This is a genomic window from Leifsonia lichenia (genome assembly GCF_054780215.1).
On record NZ_BAAGWT010000004.1, the window covers coordinates 197066 to 221738 of the forward strand.

Below are 24673 nucleotides of genomic sequence, written 5' to 3' on the forward strand. Positions count from 1 at the left end.
AGTTCATCGTCTGCCTTTCCTTCCGTTGCCCCTCCACCCACGGTAGCCGAGCGAGCGGAGCGAAACCGCCGCCAGCATCCGCTTCCACCGTGTGTCGCGCTTGCCGAGCTGGCCGCGCAGTTCGTCGACGGCCTTCCACACCGTGTCCGCCTCCTCCTGGGTGGGGGCGATCGGGCTGAAGACGGCACGGTCGGCGACGGCGGCGAGGGCGCTCGCCCTCGACCCTCCGATGGTCCCTGCGAACTCCTTGCGGGTGGCGGCCGGTGGCGGATCGTACCCGTGGTCGACAGCGGTGTCCGCGAACTCGCGCCACCCGCCCGCGATGCGCTCCACTGCGGTCGGCGCTTTGCGACGCAGCGCTCTGCGCCGCCACTTGGCGGCCAGGACGGCGAGGAACGGCGCGGAGAGGATCGCGAGGCCGAGCACCGTCCAGCCGACGATCGTGAGCACGGCGATGAGCGCATCCAGCACCGGGTTGGGCTGCGGGGTGTTGCTCTTGTCGACCTGGGCCTGGGGCGGGTCGTCCGGCTGAGCAGGGGTGTCGTCGACCGGGGGCTGCACGTTGGTCTGCGGCCGCGTGATCTGCGTCGGCTGGTCCGGCTGCTTCGGCGGCACGGGACGGATGGGCGGAGTCGGGTCCACCGTGACCCAGCCGTCCGTCGTCTGCACTTCGATCCACGCCGAGATGTCCGAGCCGGTGAGCGTGACCCTGGCCGAGCTCGCCTGGTCCTTCGGGGCCACGAACCCGACCACCACGCGCGCCGGGAACCCGAGCTGGCGGGCCATCAGGGCGGCGGTCACCGCATACTGCTCCTGGTCGCCCAGCATCGGGATGTCCGTGAGCAGTTCCGTGATCCGGTCGGCGCCGTGCCCCGAGCGACTCGGCGGCTCGTCCGCTCCGATGCCGTGGCTGATGTAGCCGTCGGCGGCGAGCCCGTCGAGGGCGGCGGCGAGCTTCGCTCCTGCGCCGGTCACGCCCGCCGTGTACTTCTGCAGAGTCTGCGCCAGCTCGTCGGGGATGATCGCCGGCTTCGGGACGATTGCGCTGCCAGGGGCGGCCTTGGCGAGGCCGGCGGGCGTCACCTCCGGCTTGACCACCGCATCCATCGTGTAGCTGTCACCGGTCGACAGGCCGCGGGTGACCGCGCCCGTGCCGGTGACGTCGTTGTAGAAGAACGCGCCGGAGAGCGTCGGAGCCGCCGACCCGTGGAAGGTGATCTGCTGAAGCTGGCCGCTGCCGGGGATCCACGGGCCGCGGTAGTCGCGCACGGTCACCGCGATGGTGTCACGGGTGCCGACGACACCGGCCTGGTCCATCCGGTACGGGACGCGCGTGAACGATCCTGAGGCGCTGGAGATCTGGTCGGTGCCCACCGAGTACGTCACGCCGTCGTAGGTGTCGAGCGTCGCGATGCGCAGTCGCCTGTCCGAGGGCAGGCCGTCGACCGTGAGCATCGGCAGGTCGGCGCGCGCAGGCTCCAGATAGGAGCGGAAGCCGCTCAGCGGGCTCGGGTACGAGCGGGGGTCGAACGGCTGCTCGACGGCCGTCCTGACCACCTGGCGCTCAGCTGCGGGCGGGACGAGCACGGACGCCGCCGTCCCTGCCACCCCGGCGATGGCGACGATGACGGCGGCGCCGACGACGGTGCGGCCGACTGTCAGCCGTCTGTCGCGAGCGGACTCGACCACGACGCCGCTCTGCTCGGTGAGGCTGAGCACGGACGCGGCCCGCCTACGCAACCGGAACCGGATCATCCACGCCAGCAGCGCGGCGAACAGGCTGAGGGCCAGCCACAGCGGCACAGCGGACGTGCCGGACCCGAGCAGGATTCCCGCCAGCATGAGCAGGATCGGCGGCAGAGCTGCCAGCTCGCCCCTCGACGAGCGCAGGGCCGTCGACACGGTCGCGACGACAGCGATGAGGATCAGGATGAACGCGGGGACGAGCAGCGCCTGGTACGACCCGACGGGGAGCGAGATGGTGACGAGTTGCTTCCAGCTCAGCCAGGTGGCGCGCACCAGGTCGCCGAAGCCCTGCGCGGTGGGCAGGAGGCCGCCCGCCGTCGCCTCGCCAGGCACGGCGAGCTGCACGCCCAGACCGAGGTAGACGGCCGCCACCAGCGGCGCGATCACGATGCTCGGCCAGCGGAACACGGCGCCGAGCACCGCGATGGCCGCTCCGACCACTAGTGTCACGCCGAGCATGATCGCGAATGCCGTCGACTGGTAGACCGGCCAGAACGCGAAGGCGGCGAGGCCGGTGGCGACGACGGCGAAAGCGGTGTCCACGACGACACCCGAGGCGCGCAGCCGCTTCCTGGATGGGCGGTCGGCGGCCATCAGGTGGCCATCCTCTTCGCGAGGCTCTTCTGCAGGTCTTCGAGGTAGCCGATGGTGAGCACGCTCAGGTCCGACACCCTGCGGAGCGCGGGGACGGCACCCTCATCGCAGACGACGGCGACCACGTCGACCCCGAGCGGGAAGTGCGAGGCCGCCGCGCGCAACTGGGTGGCCGTCACGGTCGAACCGCAGACGAGGAACGCGATGGACGTGCCTGTCGACTCCTCGGCGGCGATCTGCGCGAGCTCCGGCAGGCGCAGGGCGGTCGGCGCCAGCTCCACCCCTGCCAGGTCGTCGAGCAGCCTGCCTCTGTTGACGATGCTGAGCCGCCGGACGGTGTGCACGATCTTCTTCGCGAAGTCGGGCGTCCTGGCGCTCGCCACCACGGAGACGGTGCGCGAGTCGAGCATCGCGCGCACGCCCAGCGAGCCCGCCGCGCTCACCGCGAGCTCGAACTCCTCGTCGTTTCCGTAGTCGGAGCTCGACAGGCTGAGCGCCACCAGCAGGTGGCTGCGCCGCGTCTCCTCGAACTGGCGCACCATGTAGCTGCCGGTCTTCGCCGTCGACTTCCAGTGGATGTTGCGCCGCTCGTCGCCGGGCACGTACTCGCGCAGCGCGTGGAACGCGATGTCGCTCGCGGTCAGGTCGCGGGTAGGCGCGCCCTCCAAGTCGCGGACGAACCCGGTGCTCATGCTCGGGATGGCGATGGTCCGTGGATGCACGAACAGGTCGAGCGACTCGGCCCACACCATCTCGCGCCGCACCACGCCGACGGGGTCCGCTCGCACCGTTCGCACCGGCCCGATCGGCACGATGCCCCTGCGCGTGGTCGGAACGAGGAACACATCCGCGTGCGTCTCGCCACCACCGAGCGACGGGGATGCGAACTCTGCCAGGCCGTGCCCGACCGGCACCTCGACGCGCACGCTGGCGAGCCTGCGCCTGCCGGGGTTCCGCACCATGACCTCGCCGGGCGCCTTCTCGCCGACGACGACGCGGTTCGACGGCAGCGAGAGCCCGACGCGGTACGCGTTGCGTCCGGCCAGGTACCCGGAGGCGACCACCAGCAGCGCGACGGCGCTCCAGCCGACGACGACCGCCTCCAGCCAGCCGTAGACGTAGCCGGAGGCGAGCCCGAGGATCGCGACGACGGCGAGTGCCCAGCCGAGCGGCGTGACGACGGACCCCACTCGCCTGGCGACGCCGGAGACGGCGCGCCACGCCGCGGAGGTCGTCCGAACGACGAGGACGATCGTGTCGGCCAGGAATCCGTCCCTGGTGCCGACGATCCTCGCCCTGGCGTTGGTGAGCTCCGCCTGGGTGCGACTGACGGTCGTGCTCACACGGCGACCCGATCCCCCGGGGGCGGCGTCTCGATCAGGATCTGGGCGACGACGCTCGACGCGGAGACGCCCTCGAACTCCGCCTCAGGGTCGAGGACGAGCCGGTGCGCGAGCACGGGCTCCGCCAGCGCCTTCACGTCGTCGGGCGTCACGTAGTACCGTCCGGCGGACGCGGCGAGCGTCTTGGATGCGCGCACGAGCGCGAGGGCGCCGCGCACGCTGACGCCGAGACGGATCTCGTCTGCGGTGCGGGTCGCATCCACCAGGCGCGAGACGTAGTCGTTGATTGTCGGGTCGACGTGGACGGTGCGCGCCATGCCCGCCATCTCCACGACCGTCGCGGCCGAGATGACCTCCGGTACGACGATCTCGTGGGCGCGGTGCTCGGAGCCCTCCAGGATGCGCAGTGTCGCTTCGTGGTCAGGGTAGCCGATCGACGCCTTCATCAGGAACCGGTCGAGCTGCGCCTCCGGCAGCCGGTAGGTTCCCGCCTGCTCGATCGGGTTCTGGGTGGCGATGACCATGAACGGGGCGCCGACCTGGTGGCGGACGCCATCGACCGTCACCTGCTCCTCCTCCATCACCTCGAGCAGCGCGGACTGGGTCTTCGGGCTGGCCCTGTTGATCTCGTCGGCGAGCACGATGTTCGCGAAGACCGGACCGCGGTGGAACTCGAACGCGCCGGTGCGCTGGTCGAAGATGTTGACCCCTGTGATGTCCCCCGGCAGCAGGTCGGGGGTGAACTGCACGCGGTTGCTCGTTCCCCGCACGCTCTGCGCGATGGCGCGGGCCAGCGAGGTCTTGCCCGTTCCGGGGAAGTCCTCCAGCAGCAGGTGGCCCTCGCTGAAAAGGGCGGTCAGCGACAGCCGGATGATGTGCGCCTTGCCGAGCAGCACCTTGTCGATGTTCGACACCAATCGCTCGAAGACGCCGGAGAACCAGGTCGCCTGCTCAGGGGTCATTGTCATGCGTGGCCTCTCTGCTGCTGGTTCTCGGCTCGGTCGGGTTCGTGCATTGCTGGCATTGCGGGCATCGTCATTCAGTATGACCGTTCCTAGCCCTGGGCAACCGCAGCACTCGCGTAGCTCTGCGTGTACGTCGCGCCGCCGACGGTCACCGAGACCACGAGCGGGAAGCTCGGATCGACGGGGGCACAGGATGCGGTCTGCCCGACAGGGGGCATCGGCGTCTGGGTGACCCCGCCGTCGCAGGTGTACGTCACGCTGTCGTACGCGCCCGTCGGCCAGGACGTCCAGGTGTACGCGTAGGTGTTCGTGGCAGGGTCGGTGGTGGTGTCCGTGGTCGTCGTGAAGCGCACGGCGCCGAGCTCGGTGGAGACCGCGACGCCGAGGGGCACGCTGAGTTGCGGGTCGCTCTGGGGGTTGCAGAGGTTGCCGTCCGGGTAGCTCTCGCAGATTCGCGTGATGGTGAGTGTGAGCGGCACCCCGTAGTGGTTCAGGTTCTGACCGACGAGCAGCCCGGACGTCGCTTGGAACGATCCGGTCTCGTTCACGCCGGACCCGGAGAGCCGGTAGTAGACAGTGGGGTTCGCGCCGCTGCCGGCGCGGTACGTCACGCCGTCGAGGCGGAAGTCGTAGCGGCTCGCTCCGTTCTGCACCGGACCGGACACGCTCACGGCGGTCGGGGTGCCGGGCGCCTGCCTCGGCGTGGCCGTCACGACGCTGCTCTGCGTGCATCCCTGGCCGTTGTACGCGTAGACCACGAAGTTGTACCTCGTGTTGGGCTGCAGCCCCTGGAAGGTCGTGCTCGTGCCCGCCGTCGAGATGAACGACGACGAGAGGGGGTCGACCTGCAGCACGGGATTGCCGGATTCGACGCCGCTGACGCTGCAGTTCGGCATCGCGGAGCCCTGGAACACGCCGGCGTAGTACCGCCTGATCGCCTTGCCGTTGTCGCCGAACACCGCCGGCCAGCTCAGCGTCGCCGTCGACCCGTCGGTCTGGCTCGGCGTCGCCACCGGCCCTGCGCCGACGACCAGCGGGGCGCCCGCCGGCACGCCGCTGCTCTGGCTCTGGTTCCAGCTCGTGCGACCGGCGTAGAAGTCGTTGCGGGAGGATACGGAGAATCCGATCGCCGCGCCGTTCGCGATCCCCGCGTCCGTGATGTTCAGCGAGTACTGGGTGCCTGGAGCGTCGCCGCGCTGCACGGCGAAGGGCACCGTCTGCCCGGCGAGCGCCACCAGGTAGGAGCTGATCGGGCTGGCTCCCGGCACATCGGCCGGCTTGGTCCAACTGATCCGCAGCCCGTGGTCGAGCGGCAGTGAGGACAGCCCGGACGGTGCGCCGGGGATCACGTCGGACCAGACCGGTTCGGTGTAGGCGGTCGGATCGGACAGCCCGAGGGCGTTCTTGGCGCGCACCGTGATGGTGACGGCGTTGTCCGGGCCGTTGCCCGGCGTGCCGACGGCGCAGCTCGTCGTCGCGCACGGCGTGGTCGACAGCACCTGGCCGGTGCCGGCGTTCGCGACCGTCACCTCGAACCCGGTGATCGGCGAGTTGTTGAACGCGCCTGGAATCCACGAGACCGTGAGCGACCGGTCGGCGAACGCCGTGATCTGCACGTTCGAGACGGGAGCAGGCTTGTCCTGCACCGACACCGTCACGGTCCCCCAGGTGTAGCGATCCGGGTCGTTCGTCGCGTCGGCGACCTCGTACTGCACGGTGGCGTCCGCCGGAGCCGCTGTCGCTGACACCTGGATGCTCAGCGTCGAGTTGTCGGCGCTCGGCGTGATGGTCACGCCGCTCGGCAGGTCGCTGCTGCCGGCCCCGCGCACGCCGACGACGCGCAACGGCTTGTCGGGGAACGGGTTGGTCGCCCTGTCATTGGCGAGCACATCCACGGAGGTGGTCTGCCCGCGCGGGGCGATCACGGTGTCCGGCTGCGGGCTCGCCAGCGGCCTGGTCGACGGCACGACGTTGATGTCGATGCGACCGGCCTGCCCGGCGTTGACCGCATCCCGCACACCGATGGCGATCGACGGATGCGCGCCCTTCGCCGTCCCGGCCGCCACCGCGATCGTGAGCTTGTTGCCGTCGAGCGAAGTCGACACCCCGGCGGGCTTCGGGTCCTGCACGCTGAACACCAGCTCGTTCTGGTCCTTCGCGTACGGGTAGCTGGTGAGCTTGGCGAGGTCGACCGTCTTCGACTGGCCTGGCTCGAAGTCGATCAGCGCGCCGGTGAACACCGGCGGCTGGTTCTGTCGCGGCGTGACCTGGATCGGCAGAACGATGGTGGCGACGTTGCCGTTCGGGTCGCCGGCCGATGTGCCGTCCGTCACCTGGAACGAGATGGATGCCGGACCGAAGTACCGCGCTGCACTCGTGTACTGCAGGGTGTCGTTGTTGACCACCAGGTCGTCGCCGTTGGCGTGGGTCGCCCTGACTGTCGCGGCGTCGGTGAGCCGCACCTTCCGCCCTCCGACGGCCACGATGTAGTCGTTGAGGTGGATCGTCAGCGTCTTCTCGCTGATCACCGCGAGGTCTGCGGCGCCGCGCTTCACCTGCGGGAGGGCGTCGTTGTATCCCGGCACGTGCACGAAGCCGTACCCGGAGACCGAGTCGTCGTCCGGGTTGCTGACCTTGAACGGGATGATCTGGCTCTTCGCGCCGATCGTGATCCTGATCCGCTTGTTCGCCGTGACCTGCGCGCTCGTTCCGTATCCGGGCACGAGCTGCAGCCGCAGGCTGGAGACGGGACCGTCCGCGAAGAACACGTTGGCCAGGACGTTGACGTTCACCCTGTCTTTGCCGAGGATGTCGGACAGTCCGAGTGTCGTGTCGGCGACGATCGGCCTGGCCGGAGGGGCATTGGCGCTCACCGTCACGCGCACGAAGTTCTCGCTCGTGCCGCCGCGCTGGTTCTGGATCGTGTAGAGGAAGCCGTACGTGCCTTCGGCTTTGGGCGCGGTGACGATCACGATGTCGCCGCTGATCTTCGCCTTCGCCTTGCCATCGAGCGACGACACCCTGGTGATGGTCAGCGGGCTGCCGTCCGGGTCGCTGTCGTTGGCGAGCACCTGGATGTTGAGGGTCTTGCCAGGCCGGGTGGTCACGTCGTCCTCGACCGCGACCGGGTTGCGCGCGCCGTCGACGCGCGGAGCGATGCCGACTCTGACCGTTCCCGTGGCGCGGGCGCCGAGTGCATCCACCACCGCGTAGCTGAACGTGTCCGTGCCCGCCGCGTAGTCGCCTGCCTGGAAGTCCATCCAGTCCGGTCCAGACGCGATCACCGCGCCCTTCTGCGGGTTGGTCTCCTGGCCGATGAGCTGCACAGAGTCCCCGTCGGGGTCGATGCCGGACAGCGGGATGGTGACCCGCACGGTGTCCCCGGCGAGCACGCGCGCCGTCACCGTCTTCGGCACAGGCGGGTTGTTCGTCGCCTCGTCTCGTTCTCGCACGGCGATGTTCACCTCGGCGGTCGCCCACTGGCCGTCCTCGCCGACCACCTTGTATGCAGCGGTGAAGTTTCCGGGCTTCGACGGCGCCAGATAGCGGAGCTGGCTCCCGCTCGCGAAAAGCAGTCCCGCCCCGGCCGGCAGCGGGGTCGCGAGCGTCGGGTCGAGCGTCAGCTTGTCCCCGTCCGGCTGGATGTCGTTGGCGAGCACGGGGATGTCCACGACGTCGTCGACGCGAACCGAGACACTGTCCGGTGCGGCGATCGGCGGCTGGTGCACGGTCAGCGGGGGAAGCTGCACGACCGTCACCGTGCCGACCGCATCCGCGAGCCCGTTGCTGAGCTGGTAGTGGAAGTCCAGCGGTGCGTCGAGCGGCCGGTTCAGCGTCACGCGCAGGGTGCGCTGACCGAGGATCTCCACGCGCACGCCGCTCGTCGGGGCTGGGGCTGTCACACCGGTGACCAGGAGCACGCCGCCGGACGGGTCGATGTCGGTGGACAGCACATCCACGTCCTGGGTGGTCTGCTCCCGGATGAACGCGGTGTGCGGCACCGCGATGGGCGCCGTCTTCGCACCGGGAGGCGCCTTCACGTCGATGCGCACGGTTCCCGTCGACGTGACGACGCCGTCGGAGACCGTGTACTCGATGTTGTGCGTGCCGACCTGGTCGGAGTCGAAGCGGAAGGTGCCGCCCTGGTAGTCGGGCGTGATCGTCGCGTCCGCCTTGCTCGGCACGTTGCTGAGCCGCACCGTGCCGTTGCCTCCGCGCACGTGGGCGAGCGGCTGCACCGTCACCTCCTGCCCCTGATAGGCGAGCACAGCGAACGGGTCGGCGATGATCGGCACCTGCCCAGGCGCTCGCACTGTCACAGCGAGTGTGCCCGTTCCCTGGCTGAGCGCGTCGGACACCACCAGGTTCACGTCTTTGAGGTCGCCGCCCTGGCCGTGGTCGGAGAACGCGACCTGGCCCTGCGGGGTGAAGGTCACCGTGTCCGGACCGGGGACGGTCGCTCCCGCGAGGAAGAACGAGTCGCCGTCCGGGTCGTAGCAGTCGCCGAGAACGGAGCTGGTGACGCGTCCGCCGGCCTGCACGACGGCCTTCGCCGCCCGCACGCACACCGGGGGCGAGTTCTCGGCCGGGAGGCGCACGGACACCACGACGTGCGCGGACGCCGTCCCTCCCCTGCCATCGGAGATCGTGTAGTCGAACGCGATCAGGCCGCTCGCCGTGTCCGGCAGCGTGATCTGGAGCTGCTGGTTGCTGTTCGTCAGCTCCAGGGTGCCCTGCTCCTCCGGGATGCCCGTGAACGAGTCGATCGTGAGCACGTCGCCGTTCGGATCGTAGTCGTTCAACAGCACGGGAAGAGGCGTCACGCGTCCCGGCCGTGCGCCGAACTGGTCGTCGACGGCGACGGGCGGCTGCTGCTGCTTCTCGTACTGCGGTGTCGTGTCCTGTCTGGACTGGTCGACGAGCTCCTTGGTGTTCTTCTTGGCGACCAGCTCATCCCAGTTGTCGATGCGCGCGTTGCCGCTCTGCACCGCCCAGGAGACGCCGGACCTGCCGTCGTTCAGGACCACCCTGTCCCTGTTGACCCTGAACGCGAGTGCCGCGCCGCCTGGCACGCTGGTGAGCGTCGACGGCCTGCCTGCACCGGATGCGTCGCACGAGCTCCACGCAGTGCCCCCGCTCCACGCGGCGTACGTGCAGTCGCCGACCGTCGTCGGCGCGGCCGGGGCACCGGAGGCGTCCGCGAACGCGCGGGACGGCTTCGACCCGTCGAACGGCACCCTGATGAGCCCGCTGTTCGTCGCGATCCACACCGCGTCGCCCGAGGAGGAGGACTGCTGCAGCACGGGGTCGTCTCCCGAGGAGAGCAGTCCCGAGAGGTCGACCGTGCGGCCGGCCAGGTAGAGGGTGCGCTGATCGGGGTCGAGGAGTGCCCACTTCCCGTCGACGACGGTCAGCGTCACCGCCGTGCCGTCCCCCTTCGTCGGCACCTTCTGCGACGTGGTCGACGGCTCGGCGCCGGTCACGTCGATCCTGGTGACCGTCCTGGTGTCCGGCAGGTAGGCGAACAGCGCGCCTGCGGGATCCATCGCAGCGACGGTCCTCCCGCCGAGATCGATGGTCGAGCCAGAGCCGGCGTTGAACTGATCGAGCTGCGACACCGTCGTGAGCCAGAGCTGTCCGGTCGCCTGCGACAGCAGCGAGACATGGTCGCCGGAGATGTCGACGCGCGGCGACCGGGGAGGAAGCGCGACGGACTTGCCTGCCTCGCTCGTGGCGGGGTCGACCACCGCGAGCGTGTTCGTCTCCCTGTCGAGCAGCAGGACGTTCGAACCGTCCTGGGCGACGTCGACCGCCTCGCCCGTGCCGGTCACCACGGAGTTCAGCTTGTCGATCTCGGTGTTGGCCCGGCCGAGCGACTTCTTGGCGTCGCTCGACACCCAGACCGCCGCATCCCCCAACTGCATGTGCTGGGCGCTGTAGCCGCCGGACACGACGGCGAGCGTCGTCACCAGAGCGACGACGACCGTGCTGCTCGTCGCCGTCGCCACCAGGGACTTGTGCGCCGCGATCCAGGCTCCGATCACGGGCTGTCCGCTCTCTGCACGCACTTCTGGCCGCTCGGCTCGCCGGTCTTCCCGTCGCGATTGACCGTGACGGTGACGCACACGGTCTCGCCCGGTTTCGCATCCACCCGGAACTCGGTGGCGTGCTGGCTGCTCGGCGGCTCATCGCCGACCGCGACCTGGTAGGTGTCGTCCGGCTGAAGCCCGGGGTCGGTCCAACTGAACACGATGGTGCCGGACGAGACGCGGCCGGACAGATCGCGCACGGTCGGGATCTCCCCGCTCGACGACACCTTGACCAGCACGAACGTCGCCGTCACGGCCAGCGCCACGACGAGCACGGCGCAGGCGACCAGCGACAGCACGAGGGCCCGCGACCATCTGGCGGGCGGCGGCGCCGTGGTGCTCGGCACACTGCCGGCGCTCTCCCGCACCACCGTCCGCGTAGGAGCGCGCATCACCGTGGCGGTCGAGGCGTTCCTGCGGCGCCTGCGCGCGGCCGACGGGTCCACAGTGAGGAGGCCCTTCACGCGGGTCCTGTCCTCGGGGTCGTCGGCCGTCGCGAGGGCCCAATCGTCCATCGCGACCTCGATCGGCGTCTGCGGAAGCCCCAGCTCGGTCTCGACGGCCTGCAGCTCCCTGATGAACTCGATCACGCTGCGCTGCCTGGCCGACGGCTTCTTCGACATCGCCTTCTGCAGCACCTGCTCCAGGCGCGGAGGAACGTCGACCCGGCCGATCGGCTGCGGCCTGCCCTTCGTGATCCGCGAGATCAGCTCGGACGAGGTGTTCTCCTTGCCAGGCACCTCGAACGGCGACCGGCCGGCCAGAAGGGAGTAGATCGTCGCGCCGAGCGCCCAGATCTCGCTCGCGATGGTCCCGCTCGTCTCGTCGAGCAGCACCTCGGGAGCCGACCAGGGGATGGACAGCCCGATCGCCTCTGTGACCTCTGCCTCTCCGAGGGTCGCCGCGATGCCGAAGTCGCTCAGCACGGGATGCCCGTACGCGGTGGTCAGGATGTTCGACGGCTTGATGTCCCTGTGCAGCACCCCGGCGCGGTGCGCCGTCTCGACGGCGCTCGCGATCCGCACGCCGATGCTCAGCGCCTCGGCGACGGGAAGCGGCTCCATCCGGTAGCGCTGGCCGATCGCCGACGAGCACAGCTCCATCACCAGATACGGGCGGCCATCGGCCGACACGCTCGCCTGATAGACAGTGAGGATCGACGGGTGCGTGCTCAACTGGGCCATCAGGTTGGCCTCAGCCTGGAACATCTGCTTGACCTGGCTCGTCACCACCTCGGCGAGCATCACCTTGACCGCGACCTGGCGTCGTGGCATGTTCTGCTCGTAGAGGAAGACGTCGGCGAAACCCCCGGAGCCGAGCACGCGGACGTACGAGAAGCCGGGAAGGTTAGGCGGCTGTGACGGCAAGCGCCGGGCCATATCGCCTCCCGGGTCGGTCGAAGCTCAAAACGGTCCCCCAATTGTAGGCAGCGCCCGCTGAGGGGATCCGGCCTGGTCCCGGACTGGGGACAGGATATTCACCCCCAACTCGGGGGACAGTACGAGGGGTCGGCGTGGCGTCGCTCAGTGGCGCCGCGCTGTCCGTCTCGGCGCGCCGTCGCCGTGCGGCCCGCTCTCCGGTGTCGCGAGCACGTCGACGACCACGACGGTGACGTTGTCCCTTCCACCGTTGCCGAGTGCCGCATCCATGAGCTGCTGTGCAGCATCCAGTGGGGAGGCGCCTTCGCCGAGGAAGTACCGGATTCCGTGCTCCGTCAGCTCCTTGGTGAGCCCGTCGGAGCAGACCAGGAGGCGGGAGCCGGCGACGATCGGAATGAGGAAGAAGTCGGGGACGGGGTCTTCGTTGAAGCCGACGGCGCGGGTGATCACGTTGCTGTGCGGATGCACCTCCGCCTCGGCAGGGGTGATGGCGCCGGAGTCGAGAAGCTCCTGCACGATCGAGTGGTCGACGGTGACCTGCTCCAGCGTGCCGTCGTGGTAGCTGTACACGCGCGAGTCGCCGATGTTGAACACCAGCCAGTACGGGGCGCCGTCCACGAGAGTGAGAGCGATGCCCGTCACGGTCGTGCCTGTTCCGAGGTCGGTGTGGCCGACGCCGCGGCCCATGTCGTCGACAGCGGCGCGCAGGGCGCTGGTGAGCGCTTCCTGGCCGATGAAGTCGACGGACACCTGCTCGGCGAGCCTGGTGACGACCGCCGTGCTGGCGAAGTCGCCTGCGGTGTGACCGCCCATCCCGTCCGCGACGGAGAAGATCGGCGACCGCGCGAGCAGGCTGTCCTCATTGACGGAGCGCCGATAGCCTTTGTCACTCAGCGCCGCCCAGGCGAGGCTGATGTGTGCGTCGGAATCGCCAGGCACGGCCACGGTGTGGCGCCTGTTGCTGCGACCGATCTGGGTCACTCGCGTCCTCTTCTAGTCGGTTCGGATGCGTCGTCGCCGGCGCGTCCGCCTGCGGCAACGATCTCGATGATATTACCGTCGCCGATCTCCACCGTCGTGCCGGAGAGCACGACGACGGACTGCCCGGGCCGGAGCCGGGACTCGTTCCCGGTCGCGGCGGTGACCACGGTGCCGTTGGTGGAGCGGAGGTCGGTGACGACCACCGCGTCGCCCTCCTGCTCGATCCTGACGTGGGTCGACGACACCTCGTGATCGGGCGACGCGACCGCCACCAGGCGGGGAGGAGCGCCGGAATCGATACGCGGAGCGGTCGGCCTTCTGCCGATGAGAACGGGCAGGTCGAGTTCGAAGACCTCGCCGGATGCGAGGCGGATCGCGTACTGCGCCGGCGCGGGAGGGAGGATCACGGGTTGGGTCGCGGCCGCCGTGTCATCCGTCCATGCGTTTGCATACGGCTCGGGCGTGTCGGAGGGCGGCTCGATGTCGACGGCACCGGGCAGCTCGTGGCCGGCAGGCACGGCGGGACCGGAGGGCGACACCTCCGTCTCGTGGGCGAAGATGCTCGCCCCGCGCCTGGCACGGATGATCGTCTCGTCGGAGACCAGGTCCGCATCCGGTACGGCGGGAGCCTGCTGGCGCGGCTGCTGCGTTTGCTGCTGCGTTTGCTGCTGCGTCTCCTGCGCTGTTCCGCCGCCGACGTAGCGCCCTGGCGCCGTGCGCTCCACCCGCTCGATCGGGGACAGCGTCCAGGTCAGCAGCTCGCCGTCCACGACGCCGAGGCCGACGGGCAGCGAGCCGACGCTGAGCCGGGCGACGGGACCGGTGGGCAGATCGTCCCCACCGATCACCAGGCCGATCACCGACCGGAACTCGGCGAGCACCCACGGCTGCACTCCCCCGGCGGAGAACCGTCTGGACCCGCCGACGGAGAAGACGTCGATGGCCGCCGTGCCGCGCACCACCGCCGTCACGAGCACCTCACCCGCCGCATTCGGCTCCGTGAGCTCCGCGACCGCGAACGAGCGCACCGCATCCTGACCCACCAGCGGGAACGCGCCGACCACGGACTCGATGGTCGCAAGCTCCGAGTCGGCCAGCCACCACACCGTGTCGACGATCGCGTCCGCGACCGAGCTCTCCACGGCCGCGACGAAGCGCCTTCCGGCGATCAACAGCCACGTCGACGGGCCCGCGACCGGCGCGTACCTGACGTACCCAGGAGACACCGAGGTTCCTCCTATGGATGTGGTCGTGGTGGGTTACGAGCCGATGTAGCTCATGACGTGCTTGATCCGAGTGTAATCTTCGAAGCCGTACGCCGAGAGATCCTTGCCGTATCCGGAGTGTTTGAACCCGCCGTGCGGCATCTCGGCCACCAGCGGGATGTGCGTGTTGATCCACACGCAGCCGAAGTCGAGTCCTTTCGCCATGCGCATCGCCGTGCCGTGGTTCTGCGTCCACACCGACGAGGCCAGCCCGTACTGCACGCCGTTCGCGAAGCGCAGCGCCTCTGCCTCGTCGCCGAACTTCTGCGCCGTGATCACCGGGCCGAAGATCTCGTCCTGCACCACCTCGTCGCCCTGGACGACATCGGAGACGATCGTGGCCTCGTGGAAGTATCCCCTGTCGCCCTGGCGGTGGCCGCCGAGCGCGAGCGTCGCGTGGTCGGGCAGCCGGTCGATGAAGCCCTCCACCTTCGCGAGCTGGTCGGCGCTCGACAGGGCTCCGAAGAACACGCCGTCCTCGCGGGGCCCTCCCGTCTTCGCGTTGTCACGGGCGTACTCGGCGAGCGCCGCCACGAACTCGTCGTGGACGCCCTCCTGCACCAGGACGCGGGTGGCGGCCGTGCAGTCCTGTCCTGCGTTGTAGAAGCCCGCGCTCGCGATGCCCTCAGCGGCCGCGGCGATGTCCGCGTCGTTGAAGACCACGACGGGCGCCTTGCCGCCGAGCTCCAGGTGCACGCGCTTCAGGTCGAGCGCTGCCGATCCCGCCACCTGCATCCCCGCCCGCACGGACCCGGTGATCGACACCATCTGCGGGATGCGGTCGGCGACGAGGGCGCGGCCGGTGTCCCTGTCGCCCGTCACGACGTTGAACGCTCCGGCCGGGAAGAACTCGGACGCGATCTCGGCCAGCAGCAGCGACGACGACGGCGTCGAATCGCTCGGTTTCAGCACGACCGTGTTCCCGGCGGCGAGCGCCGGCGCGATCTTCCAGATGGCCATCATCATCGGGTAGTTCCACGGCGTGACCTGCCCGATCACGCCGATCGGCTCGCGGCGGACGAACGAGGTGTGGTCTTTCAGGTACTCGCCCGCCGACTTGCCCTCGAGGTTGCGGGCTGCGCCTGCGAAGAAGCGCACCTGGTCGATCATCGGCTCGACCTCGTCAGGCACGATGCCACCGCGCGGCTTGCCGGTGTCGCGCATCTCCACGTCGGCGAGCTCCTCCGCCCGCTCCTCCAGGGCGTCGGCGAACTTGAGGAGGGCGAGCTGCCGCTCGCTCGGGGTGGTGTCTCCCCAGGTCTCGAAGGCGCCTGCCGCGGCGCGGTACGCATCCGCGACGTCCGCCTCGGTGGAGATCGGCGTCGTCGCGATGACCTCCTCCGTCGCAGGGTCGACGATGTCGAGGCGTTCCGTCGCCCGCGATTCCACGTAGTCGCCGCCGACGAAGTTCTTCAGTTCACGGATGCTCATCGCATTCCTCCAACGTTCGCGCTGTTTCCTGGGCACGCGGCTGCTGCACGACAACGGCGTCGCCCGCCGGGCTCATGACCCGACGAGGCGACCATACCCGAGTGTGCTGTTCTCCGCCTCAGCCGATGTACGACATCACGTGCTTGATCCGCGTGTAGTCGTCGAACCCGTACATCGACAGGTCCTTCCCGTAGCCGGAGTGCTTGAAGCCGCCGTGCGGCATCTCGGCCACGATCGGGATGTGGGTGTTGATCCACACGCATCCGAAGTCCAGGTTCTTCGCGAACCGCATCGCGGTGCCGTGGTCCTTCGTCCACACCGACGACGCCAGGGCGTACTGCACGCCGTTCGCCAGCCGCAGCGCCTCCGCCTCGTCGGTGAATTTCTGCACGGTCTGCACCGGCCCGAAGATCTCGTTCTGCACCGCCTCATCGTCCTGGCGGAGGCCGGAGACGATCGTCGCCTCGTAGAAGTAGCCCTTGTCGCCCTGACGGTGGCCGCCGAGCTGCACGGTCGCGTGATCGGGCAGCCTGTCGATGAAGCCGCTCACCTGTGCGAGCTGGTTGGCGTTGTTGACCGGGCCGAACAGGATGCCGTCCTCGCGCGGCGCGCCCGTCTTGGCGTTGTCGCGGGCGTATGCGGCGAGGGCGGCCACGAACTCGTCGTGGATGCCCTCCTGCACCAGCAGGCGGGTGGCCGCCGTGCAGTCCTGACCGGCGTTGAAGTACCCGGCCGCCACGATGCCTTCGACGGCCTGCTGGATGTCCGCGTCATCGAAGACGATCACAGGCGCCTTGCCGCCGAGCTCCAGGTGCACACGCTTCAGATCGAACGACGCTGCGCGCGCCACCTCCATCCCGGCCCGCACCGAACCGGTGATCGAGATGAACTGCGGGATGGGGTCTGCCGTCATCGCGGCGCCGGTGTTCCTGTCACCGGTGATGACGTTGAGCACGCCGGCGGGAAGGAACTCGGAGGCCACCTCGGCGAGCAGCAGGGTGGACAGCGGAGTGGTGTCCGACGGCTTCAGCACCGTCGTGTTGCCGGCGGCGAGCGCAGGGGCGAATTTCCAGACCGCCATGTTGAGGGGGTAGTTCCACGGCGTCACCTGACCGACGACGCCGATCGGCTCGCGGCGGACGAACGAGGTGTGGTCTTTAATGTACTCGCCGGCCGACCGGCCTTCGAGGTTGCGTGCCGCTCCTGCGAAGAACCGGATCTGGTCGACGGACGGCATGATCTCGTCGTCGACGAGCGTCGCGCGCGGCTTGCCGGTGTCCTGCGACTCCGCGTCGGCGAACTCCTCGGCGCGCTTCTCCATCGCGTCCGCGATCCTGAACAGGGCGAGTTGCCGCTCGCTCGGGGTCGTCTCGCCCCAGGTCTCGAACGCATCCTGTGCAGCGCGGTATGCGTCGGCGACGTCGTCCGCCGTCGAGACGGGTGAGGTCGCGTAGACCTCCTCGGTCGCCGGGTCGATGAGCGGAAGGCGCTCGTCGGACCTCGCGTCGGTGAAGGAGCCGTTCACGAAATTGCGGAGTTCTCGCGTTGTCATGCCGGAAGTCTACTGATTTCGATAGAAAACGGTACAGATTCGTGCGGATTCGCTTGCCCGAAGGTCATCTCACTGACAGAATCGCTCCATGAGTTCCCCTCGGGCAGTCACTGCCGCCAAACCTGTCCAGATCGACGACGTCTCCAAGGCGATCATCGAGCAGTTGCAGGTCGACGGCCGTCGCTCGTACGCGGAGATCGGCAAAGCCGTCGGTCTCAGCGAGGCGGCGGTGCGCCAGCGCGTGCAGAAACTGACCGAGTCGGGTGTCATGCAGATCGTCGCCGTCACGGACCCGATGCAACTCGGGTTCTACCGGCAGGCGATGATCGGCGTGCGGGTGACAGGAGACACCAGGGCGGTCGCCGACAAGCTGGCGGCGATGCCGTCCGTGGACTACGTGGTCCTCACGGCGGGGACGTTCGACATCCTCGCCGAGGTCGTCTGCGAGAACGACCTGGATCTGATCACCATGCTCAATTCCGAGATCCGAACCATCGAGGGCGTGCTCTCGACCGAGACGTTCGTCTATCTCAAACTCCACAAACAGTTCTACAACTGGGGAACACGATGACAATCACCACAGAAAACCCCGCCATCTCGACGGCCGACGAGGATGCCCTCCAGGCCAAGGCGAAGGACCACCTCTGGATGCACTTCGCGCGCCAGTCGGTGATGGAGGACGGCCACGGAGTCCCCATCATCACGCGCGGCGAGGGCCACCACATCTTCGACTCCCGCGGCAGGAAATACATCGACGGCCTCTCCGGGCTGTTCGTGGTCAACGCCGGCCACGGGCGCAAGCGGCTCGCGGCCGCGGCGGCCAAGCAGGCGGAGGAGCTGGCGTTCTTCCCGATCTGGTCGTACGCGCATCCCAACGCCATCGAGCTCGCCGACCGGCTCGCGCACTACGCGCCGGGCGACCTCAACCGCGTCTTCTTCTCCACCGGCGGCGGCGAGGCGGTCGAGACCGCGTTCAAGCTGGCCAAGTACTACTGGAAGCTGCAGGGTCGCCCCACCAAGCACAAGGTGCTCTCCCGCGCCGTCGCCTACCACGGCACGCCGCAGGGCGCCCTCGCGATCACGGGCATCCCTGCCATGAAGGAGATGTTCGAACCGCTGACGCCCGGTGGCTTCCGCGTTCCGAACACGAACTTCTACCGCGCAGGAGAGATGGGCGCCCCGACCGACGATATCGAGCAGTTCGGCGTGTGGGCGGCCAACCGCATCGAGGAGATGATCCAGTTCGAGGGTCCGGAGACCGTCGCCGCGATCTTCCTCGAGCCGGTGCAGAACTCCGGTGGATGCTTCCCGCCGCCTCCCGGGTACTTCCAGCGCGTGCGCGAGATCTGCGACAAGTACGACGTCCTGATGGTCAGCGACGAGGTCATCTGCGCCTTCGGCCGCATCGGCCACATGTTCGCCTGCGACGAGTACGGCTACGTGCCCGACATGATCACCTGCGCGAAGGCGATGACCAGCGGGTACTCCCCCATCGGCGCCACGATCATCAGCGACAAGCTGTACGAGCCGTTCAAGCACGGAAACACGTCGTTCTACCACGGCTACACGTTCGGTGGTCACCCCGTCTCCGCCGCAGTCGCGATGGAGAACCTCGACATCTTCGAGGAGGAGAAGCTCAACGAGCGCGTCCGCGAGAACTCGCCGCTGTTCCGCGCAGAGCTGGAGAAGCTGCTCGCGCTGCCGATCGTCGGCGACGTGCGCGGCGACGGCTACTTCTTCGGTATCGAGCTGGTGAAGGACAAAGCGACCAAGGAGACGTTCGACGACGACGAGTCGGAGCGACTGCTCCGCGGGTTCCTGTCGAAGGCGCTGTTCGAGGCCGGCCTGTACTGCCGCGCGGACGACCGTGGCGACCCCGTCGTCCAGCTCGCCCCGCCGCTCACGATCGGCCCCGCGGAGTTCACCGAGATCCGTCAGATCCTCGAGTCCGTCCTCACCGAGGCCGAGAACCACCTGTAAACCACACCATCGAGCCCGGACTTGTTCACGTTTTCCCCGGCGATTCGCGTGAACGACTCCGGGCTCGATTGCTTTGCGAGAGAGGGACGCGCGTGAACTACGAGCGGGTCGGGTACTGGTTCGATTCGATCAGCGAGGCGGAGGGCGGGTTTCGGCCGCGCCCTGGGCTCAGCGAGGACGTGCAGGCGGACGTCGCGATCGTCGGCGCCGGTCTCACCGGTCTCTGGACGGCGTACTACCTGCAGGAGGCCGACCCTTCGCTGCGCATCGTGCTGCTGGAGAAGGAGGTCGCCGGATTCGGCGCCTCCGGCCGCAACGGCGGCTGGTGCTCCGCGCTCTTCCCCTGGTCGGCGTCCGCCCTGCGGGCCCGCTACGGCTTCGCTGCCGCTGTCGCCCAGCGCCGCGCGATGATCGACACGGTCGGCGAGGTCGGCAGGGTCTCCGAGAAGGAGGGCATCGACTGCGACTACGTGCGCGGCGGCACGGTCACCTTCGCCCGCTCCCGCGTCCAGCTCGCCGCGGCCCGCGCCGAGTACGCGGAAGCCAAGGAGTTCGGCGCCGACACGGTCTCGATCCTCGGAACGGACACCGTGCGCACCCGGTTCGGGGCGACGGATGCGGTCGCCGCGACGTTCACGCCGGATTGTGCGCGCATCCACCCGGCCAAGCTGGTGCGCGGGCTCGCCAGGGTGGTCGAAGCACGCGGTGCGACCATCGCGGAGAAGACCGAGGTGACCTCCTGGTCCGGCGGCGTCGTCACCACCGTCTCCGGCGGACTGGTGCGCACGGTCAGGGCCGGCACCGTGGTGAACGCGACCGAGGGCTACGGTTCGCAGGTGCGCCAGGTGGGCAGGCGCATCCTGCCGCTGTACTCGCTGATGATCGCGACCGAGCCGCTCTCCGACGACGTGTGGGACAGCATCGGCATCGAGCACGGCCAGACCTTCGCCGACTTCCGCCACCTCATCATCTACGGTCAGCGCACCGCGGACAACCGCTTCGCGTTCGGCGGCCGAGGCGCCCGCTACCACCTCGGCAGCACGATCCTGCCCGAGTACGACCGGGCCCCGCGCGTGCGCGACCACCTCACGCGCGCACTCTTCGAGCTGTTCCCCGATGCGGCGGGTGCACGCATCACGCACCACTGGGGCGGACCGCTCGGCGTCCCGCGCGACTGGCACGCGAGCGTCGGCTACGACCGGGATGCGCGCGAGGCGTGGGCGGGCGGCTACGTCGGCGACGGCCTCAGCACCACCAACCTCGCCGGACGCACGCTCGCCGACCTGATCGGCGGCCGCCGCACGGACCTGACCGCCCTCCCCTGGGTCGGCCACCGCTCCCCGCAGTGGGAGCCGGAGCCGCTCCGCTTCGCCGGGGCGAACGCCGGCCTCGTCGGCACAGAGCTCGCCGACCTCGAGGAGCGCGTCACAGGCCGCCCCTCCATCGCGGCCCGCCTCATGGCCACCCTCACCGGCCACTGACCCGCACGCCCCCACCCCCCACTCGCCCACTCCCCACTCGCCCACTCGCCCGGTCAGTCGTTGAGTGGTCCCGAATTGCCGCGCGTAAAACGTTCGCACGGCAATTCGGGACCACTCAATGACGACGACGGGTGGATGCGGGACGCGCTCAGGCCTCGTCGGAGACGGGGGCCGCGAACTGGGCGTTGTAGAGGGTGTAGTAGGCGCCGCCCGCGGCCAGCAGCTCGTTGTGCGTGCCCTGCTCCACGATGCGGCCGGCCTCCATGACCAGGATGAGGTCCGCATCCCGGATCGTCGACAGACGGTGGGCGATCACGAACGAGGTGCGGTCGGTGCGCAGCGCGGCCATCGCCTTCTGCACCAGCACCTCGGTGCGCGTGTCGACCGACGACGTCGCCTCGTCCAGGATGAGGACGCTCGGCCGCGCGAGGAACGCCCGCGCGATGGTCAGAAGCTGCTTCTCACCGGCGGAGACGTTGCCGCCTTCGTCGTCGAGCACCGTGTCGTACCCGTCCGGAAGGGAGTGCACGAACCGGTCCACGTAGGTGGCGCGGGCAGCATCCAGGATCTCCTCCTCCGTCGCATCCGGTCGCCCGTATTCGATGTTCTCGCGGATCGTCCCGTTGAACAGCCAGGTGTCCTGCAGCACCATTCCCATCCGGCTGCGCAGGTCGCGCCTGGTCATCGACGCGATGTCGACGCCGTCCAGCGTGATGCGGCCGGAGTCGAGCTCGTAGAACCGCATCATCAGGTTCACCAGTGTGGTCTTGCCTGCGCCGGTCGGTCCGACGATCGCGACCGTCTGCCCCGGCTGCGCCACCAGCGACAGGTGCTCGATCAGCGGCTTGTCCTCCGTGTAGCGGAACGACACGTCCTCGAAAGCCAATCGGCCCTTCGTGCCCTGCGGGCTCTCCGGTTCCGCGGGGTCGCTCGACTGCTCGTCCGCATCCAGCAGCTCGAACACGCGCTCTGCGGACGCGACGCCCGACTGCAGGAGGTTGGCCATCGAGCCGAGCTGGGTGAGCGGCTGCGTGAACTGACGCGAATACTGGATGAACGCGGTCACGTCACCGAGCTGCATCGCGCCGCTCGCCACCTGCAGACCGCCGACCACCGCGATCACGACGTACATCAGGTTCCCGACGAACATCATCGCTGGCATGATGATGCCGGAGATGAACTGCGCGCCGAAGCTCGCCCGGTACATCTCCTCGTTCTTCAGCCGGAACTGCTCCTCCACCTCGCGGTGACGGCCGAACACCTTGACCAGCGCGTGGCCGGTGAAGGCCTCCTCGATCTGGCCGTTCAGCTCGCCGGTGTTCTTCCACTGGGCGACGAACAGCTTCTGCGAGCGCTTGGCGATCACCGTGGTGATGATCAGCGTCAGCGGGATGGTGATGAGCGCGATCACCGCGAGCAGCGGAGAGACCACGAACATCATCACGACCACGCCGATGACAGTGAGCAGGGAGGTGAGCAACTGGCTCATCGACTGCTGCAGCGTCTGCGAGATGTTGTCGATGTCGTTGGTGACCCTGCTCAGCAGCTCGCCGCGCTGCATCCCGTCGAAGTAGCGCAGAGGCAGGCGGTGGATCTTCGCCTCCACCTCTTCGCGCAGACGGTACACGGTGCGCTGGGTGATCCCGTTGAGCACGTACGCCTGCAGATAGCTGAACACCGACGACAGGATGTAGAGGGCCAGCACCCACATCAGCACGCCGCCGACCGCGGTGAAGTCGATGCCGGCGCCTGGCGTGAACGTGGTGCCGGAGAGCAGATCGGCGAGCTGTGACTGGTGGGATGCGCGCAGACCCGCGATCACCTGCTCCTGCGTCGCGCCCTTCGGGAACTGCGACGACAGTGCTCCGGCGAACACGAGGTTGATCGCGTTGCCGAGCAGCTTCGGCCCGAGCACCGCGAACACCACGCTCACGACGGCGAGCAGCGTGACGAAGACGATGCCGACCGCCTCCGGCCGCAGCCGGCCGACGAGACGCTTGGCGGACGGGCCGAAGTTCATCGACTTCTCGACGGGGCCCTGCATCCCGCCGAACGGGCCGCCACCGCCAGGGCCGCGTCGCACAGGCGGGCGCGCGGGGACGCGCTCCTCGGTTTCGGTGTTCTCGCTCATGCTGCTTCCTCCGCGGTGAGCTGCGACGACACGATCTCGGCGTACGTCTCATTGGACTGCAGGAGTTCGTCGTGCGTTCCGCGGCCGACGATGCGGCCGTCCTCCAGCACGATGATCTGGTCGGCGTCGACGATGGTCGACACCCGCTGCGCGACGACGATCATGGTCGCGTCGGAGACCTGACGCGCCAGCGCTTGCCGCAGCCGCGCATCCGTCGCCGTGTCGAGCGCGGAGAACGAGTCGTCGAACACATAGATCTCTGGACGCTTCACCAGTGCGCGGGCAATGGCGAGCCGCTGACGCTGACCGCCGGAGACGTTGGTGCCTCCCTGGGCGATCGGCGCATCCAGCTTCTCCTGCATGGCCTCGACGAAGTCGCGCGCCTGCGCGACGTCCAGCGCCTGCCAGAGCTCCTCGTCCGTCGCATCCGGTTTGCCGTAGCGGAGGTTCGAGGCGACGGTTCCGGAGAACAGGTACGGCTTCTGCGGCACCAGCCCGATGCGCGACCAGAGCAGGTCGGGGTCGAGCTCTGCCACATCCACGCCGTCGACGAGCACGATGCCGCTCGTCGCGTCGAACAGCCTCGGGATGAGGTTGACCAGCGTCGTCTTGCCCGAGCCCGTGCTTCCGATGATCGCGGTGGTCTGGCCGGCCTTCGCCAGGAAGGTCACGTCGCTCAGCACCGGCTGCTCAGCGCCGGGGTATGAGAAGCCGACGTCGACGAACTCCAGTGTGCCGTGCGCATCCAGCTCCGTGATCGGGGACTCCGGGATGCGCACGGACGATTCCGTGCCGAGCACCTCGCCGATGCGGTCGGCGCAGACGGCCGCGCGCGGGACGAGCACCGCCATGAAGGTCGCCATCATCACGGCCATCAGGATCTGCATCAGGTACTGCAGGAACGCCGTCAGCGTGCCGATCTGCATCGACCCGTCCTGGATGCGGAACCCGCCGAACCAGATCACCGCGACGCTCGAGACGTTCAGCACGAGCATCACGATCGGGAACATCAGTGCGAACAGCCGCCCTGCCCGCAGTGCGGTGTCTGTGACGTCGGCGTTCGCCTTCTGGAACCTGCTCGACTCGATGTCCTCGCGGACGAACGCGCGCACCACCCTGATGCCGGTGAGCTGTTCGCGCAGCACCCGGTTGACCCTGTCGATCCGCTCCTGCATCGTGCGGAAGAGCGGAACCATGCGCGAGATGATGAGGCCGACGGCCACCAGCAGGATCGGTACGCTCACCGCGATCAGCCAGGAGAGCTGGATGTCCTGCTGCATCGCCAGGATGATGCCGCCGATCGCGAGGATCGGGGCGGACACGAGCAGCGTGCAGGTCATCAGCACGAGCATCTGCACCTGCTGCACGTCGTTGGTGTTGCGGGTGATCAGCGACGGAGCGCCGAACTTCGACACCTCGCGCTCGGAGAACTCGCCCACCTTCTGGAAGATCGAGCCGCGCAGGTCGCGGCCGACCCGCATCGCGACCTTCGCCCCGAAGTACACCGCGGTGATGGAGCAGGCGACCTGCACGAGGGTGACCCCGAGCATCCCAGCGCCGACCCAGACGATGTAATTCGTGTCGCCCTTGGCGATGCCGTTGTCGGTGATGTCGGCGTTCAAGGTCGGCAGCCACAGCGACAGCAGCGCTTGGGCGAGCTGGAAGACCACCACCCCGACGAGGAGCGGCCAGTGCGGTCGGAGGAACCGGCCGAGGAGTTTGAGAAGCATGGGATC

The 24673-nt window shown here is 68.8% G+C and carries 14 protein-coding genes; 3 read left to right on the forward strand and 11 right to left on the reverse strand.

Annotated elements, in window-relative coordinates; all coding sequences use genetic code 11:
* Positions 1-3: 3 nt before the first annotated feature.
* The 9 genes from ACYVGI_RS11445 to ACYVGI_RS11485 all read right to left on the reverse strand — a co-directional run bounded on the left by ACYVGI_RS11445 (position 4) and on the right by ACYVGI_RS11485 (position 17345).
* Entirely contained in the window at positions 4-2340 is a 2337-nt protein-coding gene (locus tag ACYVGI_RS11445; RefSeq protein ID WP_460632743.1) for a DUF3488 and transglutaminase-like domain-containing protein, read from the reverse strand.
* Positions 2340-3683, reverse strand: coding sequence for a DUF58 domain-containing protein (locus ACYVGI_RS11450; protein ID WP_460632744.1), 1344 nt, complete (start codon positions 3681-3683; stop codon positions 2340-2342). The genes ACYVGI_RS11445 and ACYVGI_RS11450 overlap by 1 nt, the downstream gene beginning before the upstream one ends.
* Positions 3680-4651, reverse strand: coding sequence for an AAA family ATPase (locus ACYVGI_RS11455; protein ID WP_402848580.1), 972 nt, complete (start codon positions 4649-4651; stop codon positions 3680-3682). Before ACYVGI_RS11455 ends, ACYVGI_RS11450 begins: the two co-directional genes overlap by 4 nt.
* Before the next feature lie 86 nt (positions 4652-4737).
* Complete coding sequence (locus ACYVGI_RS11460) at positions 4738-10692, reverse strand: Ig-like domain-containing protein (RefSeq protein WP_460632745.1); 5955 nt, start codon at positions 10690-10692, stop codon at positions 4738-4740.
* The gene (locus tag ACYVGI_RS11465; protein WP_460632746.1) at positions 10689-12116 is read right to left on the reverse strand and encodes a serine/threonine-protein kinase; all 1428 of its coding nucleotides are present in this window, start codon (positions 12114-12116) and stop codon (positions 10689-10691) included. Before ACYVGI_RS11465 ends, ACYVGI_RS11460 begins: the two co-directional genes overlap by 4 nt.
* A 144-nt stretch (positions 12117-12260) precedes the next feature.
* A complete protein-coding gene (locus tag ACYVGI_RS11470; protein ID WP_460632747.1) occupies positions 12261-13097 on the reverse strand; it encodes a protein phosphatase 2C domain-containing protein in 837 nt (278 codons plus the stop codon).
* Positions 13094-14323 (reverse strand): FHA domain-containing protein, encoded by a 1230-nt coding sequence (locus ACYVGI_RS11475; protein WP_460632748.1) that lies wholly within the window; start codon positions 14321-14323, stop codon positions 13094-13096. The genes ACYVGI_RS11470 and ACYVGI_RS11475 overlap by 4 nt, the downstream gene beginning before the upstream one ends.
* A gap of 33 nt (positions 14324-14356) precedes the next feature.
* Positions 14357-15793: a gamma-aminobutyraldehyde dehydrogenase gene (locus tag ACYVGI_RS11480; protein WP_460632749.1), complete on the reverse strand. Its 1437-nt coding sequence runs from the start codon at positions 15791-15793 to the stop codon at positions 14357-14359.
* A 118-nt stretch (positions 15794-15911) separates the two neighbouring features.
* A complete protein-coding gene (locus ACYVGI_RS11485; protein WP_460632750.1) occupies positions 15912-17345 on the reverse strand; it encodes a gamma-aminobutyraldehyde dehydrogenase in 1434 nt (477 codons plus the stop codon).
* Positions 17346-17433: 88 nt separating this feature from the next.
* On the opposite strand from ACYVGI_RS11485, the gene ACYVGI_RS11490 reads away from it, so the two are divergent.
* The 3 genes from ACYVGI_RS11490 to ACYVGI_RS11500 all read left to right on the forward strand — a co-directional run bounded on the left by ACYVGI_RS11490 (position 17434) and on the right by ACYVGI_RS11500 (position 20806).
* Positions 17434-17916 (forward strand): Lrp/AsnC family transcriptional regulator, encoded by a 483-nt coding sequence (locus ACYVGI_RS11490; protein ID WP_055892090.1) that lies wholly within the window; start codon positions 17434-17436, stop codon positions 17914-17916.
* On the forward strand, positions 17913-19325 hold the full coding sequence (locus ACYVGI_RS11495; protein ID WP_460632751.1) for an aspartate aminotransferase family protein: 1413 nt from the start codon (positions 17913-17915) through the stop codon (positions 19323-19325). The genes ACYVGI_RS11490 and ACYVGI_RS11495 overlap by 4 nt, the downstream gene beginning before the upstream one ends.
* A gap of 92 nt (positions 19326-19417) precedes the next feature.
* Positions 19418-20806: an NAD(P)/FAD-dependent oxidoreductase gene (locus tag ACYVGI_RS11500; RefSeq protein ID WP_460632752.1), complete on the forward strand. Its 1389-nt coding sequence runs from the start codon at positions 19418-19420 to the stop codon at positions 20804-20806.
* A 148-nt stretch (positions 20807-20954) separates the two neighbouring features.
* Here the strand turns inward: ACYVGI_RS11500 and ACYVGI_RS11505 are convergent, their stop codons facing one another.
* Together ACYVGI_RS11505 and ACYVGI_RS11510 are read right to left on the reverse strand one after the other, a co-directional pair.
* Complete coding sequence (locus tag ACYVGI_RS11505) at positions 20955-22937, reverse strand: ABC transporter ATP-binding protein (protein ID WP_460632753.1); 1983 nt, start codon at positions 22935-22937, stop codon at positions 20955-20957.
* Positions 22934-24667 carry an ABC transporter ATP-binding protein gene (locus ACYVGI_RS11510; RefSeq protein WP_460632754.1) on the reverse strand — a complete coding sequence of 578 codons (1734 nt, stop codon included), beginning with the start codon at positions 24665-24667 and terminating at the stop codon, positions 22934-22936. The genes ACYVGI_RS11505 and ACYVGI_RS11510 overlap by 4 nt, the downstream gene beginning before the upstream one ends.
* Positions 24668-24673 lie beyond the last annotated feature (6 nt).

Excerpts from the sequence above, each read along its gene's own strand:
- ACYVGI_RS11445 (WP_460632743.1), bottom strand. The coding sequence starts at position 2,340 with ATGGCCGCCGACCGCCCATCCAGGAAGCGGCTGCGCGCCTCGGGTGTC.
- ACYVGI_RS11510 (WP_460632754.1), bottom strand. The coding sequence starts at position 24,667 with ATGCTTCTCAAACTCCTCGGCCGGTTCCTCCGACCGCACTGGCCGCTC.
- ACYVGI_RS11480 (WP_460632749.1), bottom strand. The coding sequence starts at position 15,793 with ATGAGCATCCGTGAACTGAAGAACTTCGTCGGCGGCGACTACGTGGAA.
- ACYVGI_RS11465 (WP_460632746.1), bottom strand. The coding sequence starts at position 12,116 with ATGGCCCGGCGCTTGCCGTCACAGCCGCCTAACCTTCCCGGCTTCTCG.
- ACYVGI_RS11495 (WP_460632751.1), top strand. The coding sequence starts at position 17,913 with ATGACAATCACCACAGAAAACCCCGCCATCTCGACGGCCGACGAGGAT.
- ACYVGI_RS11455 (WP_402848580.1), bottom strand. The coding sequence starts at position 4,651 with ATGACAATGACCCCTGAGCAGGCGACCTGGTTCTCCGGCGTCTTCGAG.
- ACYVGI_RS11490 (WP_055892090.1), top strand. The coding sequence starts at position 17,434 with ATGAGTTCCCCTCGGGCAGTCACTGCCGCCAAACCTGTCCAGATCGAC.
- ACYVGI_RS11485 (WP_460632750.1), bottom strand. The coding sequence starts at position 17,345 with ATGACAACGCGAGAACTCCGCAATTTCGTGAACGGCTCCTTCACCGAC.
- ACYVGI_RS11505 (WP_460632753.1), bottom strand. The coding sequence starts at position 22,937 with ATGAGCGAGAACACCGAAACCGAGGAGCGCGTCCCCGCGCGCCCGCCT.